Origin of the sequence: Variovorax sp. CCNWLW186 (assembly GCF_037203865.1) — a bacterium.
Lineage (GTDB): Bacteria > Pseudomonadota > Gammaproteobacteria > Burkholderiales > Burkholderiaceae_C > Variovorax.
This window is the reverse complement of the sequence record NZ_JBBCBO010000026.1, coordinates 63,097-76,224: the sequence shown is the minus strand read 5'-3', so window position 1 is coordinate 76,224 and position 13,128 is coordinate 63,097. Positions and strand designations below refer to the sequence as shown.

Below are 13,128 nucleotides of genomic sequence, written 5' to 3'. Positions count from 1 at the left end.
CGGAGCAGACAGAAATCTGAGCGAGCGTCGATTGAGCAGCGCAGATCCGTCCTCCTTGCTGCGGCGGTAAGGCGGATCAATGCGCTGCCGGATGACTCGATTGCGGCGCACAGCAGACAATCAGCGGGCCACGCCGACTGACCGCAACCAGTCTGAAGCGGAAGTTCCAAAATTGGCTTTGAACGAGCAAAGCCCACCAGTGGCCCATCTGCCTCAACAGCGCCGTGGTCTGCCTCCAAAACGAATGGATTCGATCCGGAGGGGCCTGACTTCAGTAACACTCAATTTTTTGACACTCTGTTAGGAGCTCGGGACACGAAATCCGGTGGGGTTTTCTGATTTAACACTCTGCAATCAAAGGCCGTTGCGCGGAACAGCGCCGAATCCAGTAGAAGCGTGCATCTTTTTTAACACTCTGTTAGGAATCACTAGGGGTCGCCTTTCGGGTAAGGAGACCTATGCCTTCAGGTACTCGGCCTTGGTGCCAAGCCAGCGGTCGATATGCCGCTGCGCCAGGTCCGGGTGTTTTTCAAGCATCACGGGCGCGAGTTCGCGCGCCCAGTCGAGCAGCATCAGGTCGGTGGTCAGGTCGGCAAAGCGCAGCAATGGTGCGCCCGACTGGCGCGCACCCAGGAACTCGCCCGGGCCGCGAATCTCCAGGTCGCGGCGCGCGATTTCGAAGCCGTCGCTGGTTTCGGCCATGGCCTTGAGCCGGGCACGCGCCGCCTCGCCGACGCGCCCGCTGTCGCCCGGCGCATAGAGCAGCACGCAGGCCGATGCCGCGGCGCCGCGTCCCACACGGCCGCGCAGCTGGTGCAGCTGAGAGAGGCCGAAGCGCTCGGCGTGCTCGATCACCATCAAGGAGGCGTTCGGCACGTCCACCCCCACCTCGATCACGGTGGTGCTCACCAGCACCTGGATTTCGTTGGCCGTGAAAGCCGCCATCACCGCCTGCTTCTCGGCGGTGGGCATGCGCGAATGCAGCAGCCCGACGTTGACCGCGGGGCCCAATGCATCGGCCAGTTCGTCGCGTGTTTCGGTCGCGTTGCGCAGGTCGACGGCCTCGCTCTCCTCGATGAGCGGACACACCCAGTACACCTGCCGCCCCTGTTCGACCTGCGCCTGGATGCGATCGATCACCTCATCGCGCCGGTGGTCGGCCACCAGCTTGGTGACGATGGGCGTTCGGCCCGGCGGCAGCTCGTCGAGCGTGGAGACATCCAGGTCGGCGTAATAGCTCATCGCCAAGGTGCGCGGAATGGGCGTGGCGCTCATCATCAGCAAGTGGGGTTCGAGGTGCCCGACTGCCTTGCCGCGCAGCGCGAGCCGCTGGGCCACGCCGAAACGGTGCTGCTCGTCGATGATCGCGAGCGCCAGGTTCTTGAAGCGCACCTTTTCCGAAATGACGGCATGCGTGCCGATCACCAGGGCTGCCTCGCCGCTTTCCACCGCGGCCGACATGGCGTCGCGCTCCTTCTTCTTCTGGCTGCCCGTGAGCCACGCCACGCGCAAGCCCCGCTCGGCCAGCAGCGGATCGAGCCAGCCCACCAGCTTGCCGAAGTGCTGGGCCGCAAGAATTTCTGTCGGCGCCATCAACGCGCACTGAAAACCCGCGTCGATGGCCCGCGCGGCAGCAAGCGCCGCCACCACCGTCTTGCCCGAGCCTACGTCGCCCTGCAGCAAGCGGTGCATCGGAATCTCGCGGCCCAGGTCGCGCGTAATTTCTTCGCCCACGCGCTGCTGCGCGCCGGTCAGGCCGAAGGGCAGCACCGCGAGCAATTGCGCATGCAGCGAGCTCGGCTCCGGCTCGGTGGAAGAGGGTAGCGCCGGTGCGCGCTGAGCCGCCCGCTCCAGCCGCGCCTGCAGCTGAGAAAGCTGCTGCGCCAACAACTCCTCCGCCTTGATGCGCTGCCAGGCGGGGTGGCTGTGGTCCTCGAGCGTGGCCATGGCCACGTCGGGCGTGGGGTAGTGCAGGAAGGTCAGCGAACTGCGCAGGTCCCAGGCGCCTCGCAGCCCAATCTGCATCGGAATCGTCTCGTCGAGCACCGCACGCGCCAAGCCCGAGCGCACCTCGCGCCGGAGCACCGGCTGCGGGAGCCCGGCCACAGTCGAGTACACGGGCGTGAGCGCCTCGGGCAGCGAGATACCGGCCGCCTTGACGGTCGGATGCATGATCTGCCGCCCGACAAAGCCGCCGCGCACCTCGCCGCGCACGCGCACGCGCGCACCGACCGCAAGCTGCTTCTGCTGCGAAGGATAGAAATTGAAAAAGCGCAGCTGGCAGGTGTCGCTGCCGTCGTCGATGGTCGCAATCAATTGCCGACGTGGACGAAACACCACCTCGCACTCCGTCACCACGCCTTCGACCTGCGCCATGTCGCCGTCGCGCGTGTCGGCCAGCCGCACGATGCGGGTCTCGTCCTCATAGCGCATCGGCAGGTAGAGCGCGAAGTCGATGTCGCGCACCAGGCCGAGCTTGCGCAGTGCGCGCTGCACGGCGCTCAGGCCGGCGCCGGGCGCCGCTGGGGCGGCGGCGGTCGGGCTTGAGGTCTTTTCGGGCGGCACTGACTTCGCGGAAGCGGGCATGGGACAATTCTGCCCGGCTCCGGCCACGCTTTTACTCATCTTCCACGCCTCCTTGGCACGGGCCCGTCCGGCCCTCAAGCACCATGCGCGCCTTCACGCTTTCCGATTTCGATTTCGACCTGCCCTCCGAACTGGTGGCGCAGCACCCGGCCACCGAACGCACTTCGTCCCGCCTGCTCGACGGCACCGGCAGCGAGCCGGTCGACCGCATCTTCAAGAGCCTGCCTTCGCTGCTGCGCAAAGGCGACCTGCTGGTCTTCAACGACACGCGCGTGGTCAAGGCACGCCTCTTCGGCGAGAAGCCGACTGGCGGCAAGCTCGAACTGCTGGTCGAACGCGTGCTGCAGGGCAACGAGGTCGTCGCACACATGAAGGTCAGCAAGAAGCCGCCTGTGGGCACCACGCTGCAGATGGTGGGCGGCTTTCGCGCGACGCTGCTGGGCCGCTGGCCCGAAGAAGACGGCGCGCTGTTCCGTTTCAGCTTCGAGAGCGATACCGGCGAAGACCCCTACGCGCTGATGGCCCGCTGCGGCCACGTGCCGCTGCCGCCCTACATCACCCACACCGATTCGGCTGATGACGAGAGCCGCTACCAGACCGTGTTCGCGCGCGTGCCCGGCGCCGTGGCGGCGCCGACGGCCGCGCTGCATTTCGACGAAGCGCTGCTCGACGAGCTCGAAGCCCGCGGCGTGCAGCGCGCCAACGTCACATTGCACGTGGGCGCCGGCACTTTCCAGCCGGTCAAGACCGAGGACATTGCCGAGCACACGATGCATGCCGAGCGCTACGAGGTGCCCGAAGCCACGCAGCGCGCAATTGCCGAATGCAAGGCACGCGGCGGCCGCGTGGTCGCGGTCGGCACCACCACCGTGCGCACGCTCGAGTCGTGGGCCAAGAGCGGCGAAACGAGCGGCGACACGCGCATCTTCATCACGCCGGGCTTCGCCTTCGAGCACGTCGACCTGCTGGTCACCAACTTCCATCTGCCGAAGAGCACGCTGATGATGCTGGTCTCGGCCTTTGCGGGCTACGAGCGTGTGATGGCGCTGTATGCCCACGCCATTGCCCATCGATACCGCTTCTTCAGCTACGGCGACTCCATGCTGCTGGCGCGCTCTGCCCCATGAAGTTCAGTGCCCTTCGCCTTTGGCTGGCCGCGTTCGGATGCGCGATGCTGCTGCCGACGGCGGGCCATGCGCGCGGCTACACGCCTCAGGGGCTCTGCGGCGAGTACGCGCGGCTCGACATCGGCAGCCCCGCGGGCACCTGCGTCGCGCTGCTGGCCGACGAGGCGCAGGGCCTGCGTGCGCCCCGGCGCATCCTCGAGGTCGCGCCGGGCCGCTACTGGGTGGTCGACATGGGCTCGTGGGAACCGCGCCGCGGCCGCCTGCTCGAGATGGTGCTGCCCGCCGAGGGCCCCGCGCCGCGGCGCGCGCGCTTCAGCGTTCTGGCCGAGCAGCTCGACCGGCCCCTGGGGCTCGTTGCCGGACCTGACGGCAAGATCTACATCGGCGAATCAGGGACGGTCTGGCGCACGGCTATTCCTTCGCCCGGCGGCGCACTGCAGCGCGAAACGGTGATCGACGGGCTGCCGGGCGACGGCACGCATCCGCTCAAGGAACTGGCGTTCGGACCCGGCGGGCGCCTCTACGTTAACGTCGGCTCCGATTCCGATGCCTGCCGCGATACGTCGTCGAAGCAATACCCGCTGCCCTGCCCCGACCTGGCTGGACCGAAGCCGCGCGCCACGGTGTACGAAGCCGTGCTCGCCGGGCCGGATTACAAGTTGCAGAGCTTCAAGCCCTTTGCCACGGGCCTGCGCAACTCGGTCGCATTGACGGTGCTGCCGGACGGCCCGGCCAAGGGCACCGTGCTGCAGGGCGAGAACTCCATCGACTACGAAGACGTGGGCCAGCCCCCCGAAGAGTTGAACCGGCTTCAGGCCGGGCGCGACTACGGCTGGCCCTACTGCGTCGGCAACCGCCGGCCCGCGCGCGGCTACGAGAACCGGCACGACTGCAAGGCCACCGAAGCCCCGCTGATGCTCTGGCCCGCGCACGTGGCGCCGCTGCAGATGATCGTCGGGCCCGCCGGCAGCCGCTTCGCCGGCCAGCTGCTGGTGGCGTGGCGCGGCCACCAGGCACCCGGTCACCGCGTGGTGGGCTACAAGCTCGATGCGCGGGGCCTGCCGTCGGGCAAGCCGATCGAATGGCTCGCCGGCTGGAATCCCAAGCCCGGCGTGCGACCCATGGGCCGCCCCACCGGCATCACCGTCGACCGGCAGGGCCGCTTGCTCGCCGTCGAAGACTTCAACCGTACCATCCTGATGCTGCTGCCGGACGCCGGCGCCGCCACCCAGAAATGACCGACACCACGTCCCTGCCGCGCCTGAAGTTCGAACTTCTCAAGACCGACCCCGACAGCCATGCGCGCCGGGCCACGCTCACGCTCAACCACGGCGTGGTGCAAACGCCGATCTTCATGCCCGTGGGCACCTACGGCACCGTCAAGGGCGTGATGCCGCGCAGCCTCGAGGAAATGGGCGCGCAGATCATCCTGGGCAACACCTTCCACCTGTGGATGCGCCCCGGGCTGGACGTGATGGCGAGCTTCGGCGGGCTGCACCAGTTCGAAAAATGGAACAAGCCCATCCTCACCGACTCGGGCGGCTTCCAGGTCTGGTCGCTGGGCGCAATGCGCAAGATCAGCGAAGAGGGCGTCAAGTTCGCCTCGCCCGTCAATGGCGACAAGCTGTTCCTCACCCCCGAGGTCTCGATGCAGATCCAGACCATTCTCAACAGCGACATCGTGATGCAGTTCGACGAGTGCACGCCCTACGATACCAAGGGCCACATCACCACCGAAGCCGAGGCGCGCATCTCGATGGAGCTGAGCCTGCGCTGGGCCAGGCGCTGCCAGCATGAATTCGCGCGGCTCGACAACCCGAACGCACTCTTCGGCATCGTGCAGGGCGGCATGTTCGAGAACCTGCGAGAAGAATCGCTCGCCGCGCTGGTGGACATGGATTTTCCGGGCTACGCCATCGGCGGCGTGAGCGTGGGCGAGCCCAAGGAAGAGATGCTGCACATCATGGGCCACACGCCGCACCGGCTGCCGGCCGACAAGCCGCGCTACCTGATGGGCGTGGGCACGCCCGAGGACCTGGTGCAGGGCGTGGCCGACGGCGTCGACATGTTCGACTGCGTGATGCCGACCCGCAATGCGCGCAACGGCACGCTGTTCACGCGCTTCGGCGACCTGAAGATGCGCAATGCGCGCCACAAGAACGACCCGCAGCCCATCGACCCGAGCTGCACCTGCCATGCCTGTGCGGGCACGTCGGGCGTGAGCTGGGACGACGGCGGACGCGAGGGCTTCAGCCGCGCCTACCTGCACCACCTGGACCGCTGCGCCGAGATGCTGGGCCCGATGCTCACCACCATCCACAACCTGCACTACTACCTGAACCTGATGCGCGAGATTCGCGAATCGCTCGAGGCGGGCACCTTCACGGCTTTCAGGGCCCGCTTCAAGGCCGACCGCGCGCGCGGCGTGTAGCCTCCGCACCGGGCCCGGTCGAGCCGGCTCGCTCTACTTTGCAGCGGCGGGGGCCTTGACGGCAAGCGGCGTGGCGTACGGCTCGATGCGCAGCAGGTCGTTCTTGAAGACGGCCACCTGGCGCAGCGGCGCCTGCACCAGCGCACCTGCGGCATCTTTCTGCGATGCGTATTGCCAAAGCGTGAGCTGCCCCTTGGCCGACAGCAGCTCGGCCAGGCGCTGCACGCCGGGCCCGGCTCCGGTGCCGAGTTGCGCCGCCTCCACCCCGACGATGATTTCGTCTTTCGGCGAGACCAGCTTGAAGAGCTGGATCGGCGCCGGCGCTTGGGCGCAGGCGGGCCGCACGGCGGCTGCCAAGGGTAGAAGCGCCAGGGCGGAAAGGCCGCTCAGCGCGCGGCGACGGTAGGAAATGTTCATGGGCGACAAGCCTACCCACGCAGGCGCCCGCTGCCCACATGCCGGAAGCCATACGCCACGTACACCGGAGGTACGCAGGACTAAACCGGGTTCGCCTGCAGACGTACATCCGCTACGCTAAACGCCATGACCACCGCTTCTTCATCACCACCTACCGCATACACCGCCCGCTACCCCTCGCTGGCCGGCCGCACCGTGTTCATCTCCGGCGGCGCCACCGGCATCGGCGAAGCGCTGGTGCGGGCCTTCCACAACCAAGGCGCGAAGGTCGGCTTCTGCGACCTCGATGCCGCGGCGGGCCGTGCGCTCGCGGGCCAGCTCCAGGACGGCAACCCGGTGCTGTTCTGCGAATGCGACGTGACCGACACCTCGGCCCTCAGCGCCGCCATTGCGGCGGTGCGCGCGCAGTTCGGCCCCATCGGCGTGCTGCTGAACAACGCGGCCAACGACCGTCGCCATGAAATGGCCGACGTGACCAGCGAAGATTTCGACCGGCTCGTGGCCGTCAACTTCAAGCACCAGTTCTTCGCCGCGCAGGCGGTTGCGGACGACATGCGCGCGCTGAGCGGCGGCTCGATCATCAACTTCGGCTCGATCAGCTGGATGATCAAGGGCCGGGGCTACCCCGTGTACCAGGCCTGCAAGGCGGCCGCGCGCGGGCTCACGCGGTCGCTGGCGCGAGACCTGGGCAAGGAGAACATTCGCGTCAATTCGATCGTGCCGGGCTGGGTCATGACCGAGCGGCAGATCAAGCTGTGGGTCAAGCCCGAGTCCGGCGCCGAGATCGATGCCGCGCAGTGCCTGCCGGGCCGCGTGATGGCCGAAGACATTGCCGCCATGGCCCTGTTCCTGGCCGCCGACGACTCGAGGATGTGCACCGCGCAGGATTTCGTGGTGGACGCCGGGTGGACCTAAGCCCTGTTGCTGATTTTTCAACGCAAAAGCCCGGCATGCCGGGCTTTTTGCTGGGTTGGCGACGATGCTCAGTCGCGCAGTTCGGCCGGCACCTTGCCGCCGTTGGCAGCCAGCTTGGTCATGACCTGGCGGTGCAGCCAGATGTTCATCTTGGCGCTGTCGCTGGTGTCGGCGCCATAGCTGAGCTCGGCCGCGAGCTGCTTGCGTGCGTCCAGGCTGCTGTCCAGGCCGAGCAGCTTCATCAGGTCGACGATGGAAGTGCGCCAGTTCAGGCTGCTTGCGCCGGGCATGCCGTCGAGCAGCGCCTCGACGTCGACCACGGTGATGGCCGCCGGCGGTGCCGCGGCGGCGGGTGCGCCGGAGGGCGCCGGTGCTGCCGGAGCAGCAGGGGCGGTGGCGGCGTTCGCGGACGGGAAGATCTTGGAAAGAATGCTGCCGAAAATGCTCATGCGTGTGCTCCGTCAATGTTGAGAACTGAAAACTTGCGGCAACAGTTGTGTCGCCGCCGGACGTTGTAGCACGGCCCTGCGGCGCCCCCGCTACACGGCGGGCCGAACCGCCGCGCCGGATGTGAACGAATCCGCAGACTCCGCGGCCGATGCGAGCGGCACCTGCGGCGCAGCGGACGTGCCGCAGGCGTGGCAGAACTTCGAGAACGCGCTCTTGCGGGTGTCGCACTGGCCGCAGTGGTCGAACAAGCCGATGCCGCAATGCGGGCAGAAGTCGATCTCGTTGTTCTTCAGGTCCACCGGCCGCTCGCAGCCGGGGCACACGTTCTTGCCGAGCCGCGTGAGCGCGGTGTCGTAGCTGAGCTCTTCGCGCCGCACCTGGTCGGGCTGCTGCTCGGCCAGCTTCTGGCGGGCAAGGTAGCGGTTCAGCGCGACGATGGCGTAGCGCCCCACGAGCACCGTGACCAGTATGCCCACCACGTAGCGCACGTAGCCGCCGTAGCTCGGCATGTAGGGCACCAGCTCGACGAAGAAAGCGAACAGCGCAAAGAAGATGAAGCCCCAGACAAAGGGCCAATAAGTGCCCTTGCGCTTCTTCACGAACAGCCAGCCTGCCACCGCCAGCAGCGGCAGCGTGAGCGCAAGCCGGTAGCCGAACACGCGCAATTCGACGCGGCGGTACTCGGCGTCCAGCTTGTCCTGTGCGTCGCGCTCCAGCACCGCCAGCGATTCGCGCGCACGCTGCTCGCCCTGCCGCGCATCGACCACGATCTGGTGCTGCGCATCCACCTTGCGCTGCACGGCGTCTTCCTTGTTCTTGAGCGCGTCGAGCGCCTTGGTGCGCGCGATGAGCTCCGTGTCCTGGTCGGGCTGCGCGGTGGCGCGCCGCGTGGCAATCCAATTGCCGAAGGTCTCGCGGGCGTTGGCGCTCGCCTGCTGCGCGGCACTGAGCTGCAGGCCGATCTGCTCGAGCTCCCGCGACGCGGCCAGTTCGGTCTTTTCCGCTGCCTTGATGGTCTCGCGCAGCGGCGCTGCCGCGGCGCGGTCGATGAAGTCGTCGAGTTCGAGCGCCCGCTCGACCCGCGGCAGATCGCCCACGACGGTGCCGCCGAGCCCGATCAGGAAACTCGCGAACACCAGGGCCACCAGCCACAGGCCGCGGCGAAACCACTTCTCGGACAGACGCAATGACTTGCTCATTTGTTTTTTCCTCTTTTTTTCTTCTGAAGCGCGCACGCTCCCGTTGCAACTACAGCTTGAAAGCCACCGGCGCCGCACCCAGCCCCGCGCGCGGCAGCCATGCAAACACCGAATCGACCGTGACCGTTTCGATGCGGTCCGAGAACCGCTTGTCGTTCGGGTGATCGTCGAAGGCCACATTGGCCGATCCCACTCGGCCGCCCAGACGAGTGAGCGGGCCGAGCCGCAGTGTCGTCGGTTCGTAGCCCTTGAACAGCATCCACGCCTGCGCCTGCCCGCGGTTGCCGATGGTTGCGGGCTCCATGGCCGCGGCCAGCGTCTCGACGGCCCACTGGTTCGATTGCTGGTACTTCTGCCCCCACACGTAGCTCACGATGCTGTAGGGCGCCACGTTCAGCCGCACGATGCGGGGCGGCGGCTCTTGCAGCGCGGCCAGCAGCCGGGCCTGCACATGCGACGTGGGCACCACCCAGGCCGCCTCATAGCGCCAGAGGTCGTCCAGAAAGAACTCGCCGAGCCCCTGCCGGTACACCGCGGCCACGGCCGTGCCGCACTGGTTGAGCTTGTGCACCACGCGCCACGGGCCTTGCTCGGTCTTGTAGGCGATGCCCAGGTGCGAATAGCGCAGGCCGTACTTGCTCAGGTCTTGTCCGGCGCGGGCCAGCAGCACGACGCGGGCGCCGCTCGCATCCAGCTGCTGCGACGTGTGCTCGGCCAGCTGCATGCCCTTGACAATCAACTCTGCCGTCGGCCTGGCCTGCTCGCAGGAGCGGCCGGCCTGCGCTTGCAGCGGCAGCGCCGTTGCAAGCGCCAGGAGCGCCGGAAAAAACGCCTCGACGAGAGTGCGCTTCACGACAGCCTCTCGTTGTGCAACAGCGCGCGGCCAATGGCATTGGGCACAAAGGCCAGCACGTCGCCCGCGGCGGACAGCACGATGCCGGTGCCGATCACGCTGACAAGCACGCCGGTGCCGACCGAGGCGGATACGCCGTTGGCGGCGCGGCCCATGACCTTGATGCTGGCGCGTGCGCCGTCCGAAGCGCGCTCCAGCACGTAGACGGTACCGTCGGCCGAAGCCTCGACCGCCACCACGGTGAGCACCGAGCCGCCCACCGAAAGCGCGGCAGGCACCGCGACCACTGCCGTAGCCGAAGCCCCAACGGCGGATGCAGCCCCGACCACCGACGCCACCGGCAGCAGCGAGAGGGCTGCCGAAGCCTCGGAAGCGTGATTCTGGGCCTGGGCATGAAGGGGAAGCGCGGTACCGGCGAAGGCGGTGCAGGCAGCGGCGAGGAGAGCAGCAATCGACTTTTTCATGACGGTCTTTCGTTGGTTGAAGTGCGGGTCAAAGCGAAGTGAAGGAAGCCGCGCTCATTCGGTCGAGCCGGCGGCGGCCGCTTCCTGGCGCGCGGCACGGCGGCCTTGCAGGCGCGCTTCGACAAGGTCGGCTTCGTGGCGGTCGCGCAGCGTCTTGGCCAGCGTGAAGGCCGAGCTGATCAGGAACAGCCAGCTCACGCCCAGGAAGGCCTTGTAGGCATCGTTGATCTCCATGCGGATCAAGCCCCAGCCGGTCAGGCCCATGGCGGTGAAGAAGCTGCCCCAGACCACCAGGCGCCACATCGGCACGTCGCGGCCTGCGGTGCCACCGGCGTCCGCGTGCTGGTTGTCGCGGATGAACTTGGCCAGCATGAAGGCGGTGCTCAGGCAGAACACATAGCCCATCACCATGAACGCGCGGTCCAGCGCCTCGCCCGGCAGCCAGCTCAAGCCGGTGGCACACAGGAACACGGCAATGGCGAAAGAAGCCCAGACCTGAAGCTGCCAGGCCCGCGTATCGCGTTGGATCGAAACGGTGGTGGAAGGGAAGGGTTGCATGAATGCCTCGCGGCGTAGTGAAGGTGGGCGAATGATGGTTCGCCCCCGCGCCGCGAGGATCAAATGCTTCGACCAGTTCTGGTTTGAGCCGCTATTGGTATCCCACCAAGATACTTTCCGGCGCCTTGCGCGCCGGCGAGGCCGTGCCTCTGCGCGTCAGGCTGCCAGCAACCCGCTCACGCGCTGCTGCAGCGCCTCGGGCTGCACTTCGACCGGCGGCACCGCATGGCCGACGTTCAGCCCCACGCGGCTGAAGAAACCGCGGCGGAACGGCTTGGCCATGGCCACGTTCTGTCCGCCGCGCAACTCGATGCGGCTGAAGTACGAGCCCCAGAGGTTGGTCAGCGCCATGGGGATCACCGGCGGCTCGATGCCTTCGGCGCGCGCGCTTTCGATGATCTTCATCACGCCGCCCTTGAACGGCTGCAGTTGGCCGTCGCGGGTGATGGCGCCCTCGGGAAAGATCGCCAGCAGGTCACCCTCGCGCAGCACCTGCAACGCGCGGGCAAAGGCGGCTTCGTAGGCGGCGGGATCTTCCTTCTGCGGCGCGATCGGAATGGCCTTGGCCAGCTTGAACAGCCAGCCGAGCACCGGCACCTTGAAGATCCGGTGGTCCATGATGAAACGGATGGGCCGTGGGCTCGCCGCCATCAACAAGATCGCGTCGATGAAGCTCACGTGGTTGCACACCAGCACCGCCGCGCCTTCGGTGGGAATGTGCTCGTCGCCCTTGATCTCGAAGCGATAGACGAAGTGCGACAGCATCCACGCAATGAAGCGCAGCAGGTACTCCGGCACCAGCATGAAGATGTAGAACGCCACCACCGCGTTGGCAATGCCGGTGAACAGGAAGATCTGCGGAATGGTGAAGCCGGCGCCGAGCAATGCGCCCGCGAGCACCGAGCTGCCGATCATGAACAGCGCGTTGAGGATGTTGTTGGCCGCGATGATGCGCGCGCGATGCGTCGGCTGGCTGCGCAGCTGGATCAGCGCATACATCGGCACGCTGTACAGCCCCGCGAAGAGCGACAGCAGCGCCAGGTCGGCCATCACGCGCCAGTGCGCGGGCTGGCCCATGAAGGCGCCCAGCCCCATGCCGGCGGAAGGCGGCAGACCGCGCGATGCAAAGTACAGGTCGATGGCGAACACGCTCATGCCGATGGCGCCCAGCGGCACCAGGCCGATTTCCACCTGCCGGCGGCTCAGCGTCTCGCACAGCAGCGAGCCGATGCCGATGCCCACCGAGAACACCACCAGCAGCAGCGAGGCCACCTGCTCGTCGCCATGCAGCACTTCTTTCGCGAAGCTGGGGAACTGGCTCAGAAAGACGGCGCCGAAGAACCACATCCACGAAATGCCCAGCAGCGAGCGGAACACCACGATGTTGCCGTGCGCGAGCTTGAGGTTGCGCCACGTCTCGCTGAACGGATTCCAGTTGATCACCAGCCCGGGGTCGGTGGCCGGCGCCTGCGGAATGGCCTGCGCCACGCCGCGTCCGACCAGTGCCAGCAGCACGCAGGCCACCGCCACCGTGGTGTGGCCGATCTGCGGCAGCGCCACCAGCAGCCCGCCCGCCACTTGCCCGAGCAGGATGGCGACGAAGGTGCCCATCTCGACCATGCCGTTGCCGCCCGTGAGCTCGCGCGAGTCGAGCACCTGCGGCAGGTAGGCGAACTTGACCGGGCCGAACAGCGTGGAATGCAGGCCCATGAGGAACACGCAGCCCAGCAGCACCACCGCATCGGCGCGCATGAAGCCCCATGTCGCAATCAGCATGATCGCGATCTCGAAGTTCTTCACGAAGCGGATGATCTTCGTCTTGTCGAACTTGTCGGTGAGTTGGCCCGCCGTGGCGGAGAACAGCAGAAACGGCAGGATGAAAAGCGCGCCGATCACCAGGCCCGCCATGGCCGGCGGCATCCAGCTCAGCTGGAGCTGGTAGGTCACCATGACGGTGAAGGCGAACTTGAAGAGGTTGTCGTTCGCCGCGCCCGCGAACTGCGTCCAGAAGAAAGGCGCGAAACGCCGCTGCTTGAGAAGGGCGAACTGGTTGGCGTGCGCGTTCGCCTCGTGGGGCGCGGTGGCGGCAGTCGCAGCAGCGGCGGGGGTTGTCATTCGAAGAATTCTC

Annotated in this window: 12 protein-coding genes; 4 read left to right on the top strand and 8 right to left on the bottom strand. The window is 67.1% G+C overall.

The features are described 5' to 3' along the window. Positions 1-456 precede the first annotated feature (456 nt). Positions 457-2,586, bottom strand: a complete 2,130-nt coding sequence (gene recG, locus V9K97_RS23925) for an ATP-dependent DNA helicase RecG (RefSeq protein WP_337321136.1) — start codon at positions 2,584-2,586, stop codon at positions 457-459. Positions 2,587-2,669: 83 nt separating this feature from the next. Between recG and queA the strand changes: the two genes are divergently transcribed. From queA to tgt, 3 genes are read left to right on the top strand one after another with little or no spacing between them, the layout of a single operon-like run. Further along, positions 2,670-3,713, top strand: a complete 1,044-nt coding sequence (gene queA, locus V9K97_RS23920; RefSeq protein ID WP_337321134.1) for a tRNA preQ1(34) S-adenosylmethionine ribosyltransferase-isomerase QueA — start codon at positions 2,670-2,672, stop codon at positions 3,711-3,713. Further along, positions 3,710-4,951: a PQQ-dependent sugar dehydrogenase gene (locus V9K97_RS23915; protein WP_337321132.1), complete on the top strand. Its 1,242-nt coding sequence runs from the start codon at positions 3,710-3,712 to the stop codon at positions 4,949-4,951. The genes queA and V9K97_RS23915 overlap by 4 nt, the downstream gene beginning before the upstream one ends. After that, positions 4,948-6,144 carry a tRNA guanosine(34) transglycosylase Tgt gene (tgt, locus tag V9K97_RS23910; protein ID WP_337321130.1) on the top strand — a complete coding sequence of 399 codons (1,197 nt, stop codon included), beginning with the start codon at positions 4,948-4,950 and terminating at the stop codon, positions 6,142-6,144. Before V9K97_RS23915 ends, tgt begins: the two co-directional genes overlap by 4 nt. Positions 6,145-6,177: 33 nt before the next feature. On the opposite strand, the gene V9K97_RS23905 is transcribed toward tgt, so the two are convergent. Next, on the bottom strand, positions 6,178-6,561 hold the full coding sequence (locus V9K97_RS23905; protein ID WP_337321127.1) for a hypothetical protein: 384 nt from the start codon (positions 6,559-6,561) through the stop codon (positions 6,178-6,180). Positions 6,562-6,687: 126 nt separating this feature from the next. On the opposite strand from V9K97_RS23905, the gene V9K97_RS23900 reads away from it, so the two are divergent. Next, positions 6,688-7,476 carry an SDR family NAD(P)-dependent oxidoreductase gene (locus tag V9K97_RS23900; RefSeq protein ID WP_337321125.1) on the top strand — a complete coding sequence of 263 codons (789 nt, stop codon included), beginning with the start codon at positions 6,688-6,690 and terminating at the stop codon, positions 7,474-7,476. Positions 7,477-7,544: 68 nt separating this feature from the next. On the opposite strand, the gene V9K97_RS23895 is transcribed toward V9K97_RS23900, so the two are convergent. The 6 genes from V9K97_RS23895 to V9K97_RS23870 form a co-directional block, all read right to left on the bottom strand. Further along, positions 7,545-7,925, bottom strand: a complete 381-nt coding sequence (locus tag V9K97_RS23895) for a DUF3597 domain-containing protein (protein ID WP_337321123.1) — start codon at positions 7,923-7,925, stop codon at positions 7,545-7,547. 90 nt (positions 7,926-8,015) lie between these two features. Continuing rightward, complete coding sequence (locus V9K97_RS23890; RefSeq protein WP_337321121.1) at positions 8,016-9,125, bottom strand: zinc ribbon domain-containing protein; 1,110 nt, start codon at positions 9,123-9,125, stop codon at positions 8,016-8,018. Positions 9,126-9,174: 49 nt separating this feature from the next. Further along, positions 9,175-9,978: a DUF2145 domain-containing protein gene (locus tag V9K97_RS23885; RefSeq protein ID WP_443304086.1), complete on the bottom strand. Its 804-nt coding sequence runs from the start codon at positions 9,976-9,978 to the stop codon at positions 9,175-9,177. Beyond that, positions 9,975-10,442: a hypothetical protein gene (locus V9K97_RS23880; RefSeq protein WP_337298327.1), complete on the bottom strand. Its 468-nt coding sequence runs from the start codon at positions 10,440-10,442 to the stop codon at positions 9,975-9,977. The genes V9K97_RS23885 and V9K97_RS23880 overlap by 4 nt, the downstream gene beginning before the upstream one ends. Positions 10,443-10,496: 54 nt before the next feature. Then, positions 10,497-11,000: a YiaA/YiaB family inner membrane protein gene (locus tag V9K97_RS23875; RefSeq protein ID WP_337298326.1), complete on the bottom strand. Its 504-nt coding sequence runs from the start codon at positions 10,998-11,000 to the stop codon at positions 10,497-10,499. A 156-nt stretch (positions 11,001-11,156) separates the two neighbouring features. Beyond that, the gene (locus V9K97_RS23870) at positions 11,157-13,115 is read right to left on the bottom strand and encodes an MFS transporter (RefSeq protein WP_337298325.1); all 1,959 of its coding nucleotides are present in this window, start codon (positions 13,113-13,115) and stop codon (positions 11,157-11,159) included. Between the last annotated feature and the right edge of the window lie 13 nt (positions 13,116-13,128).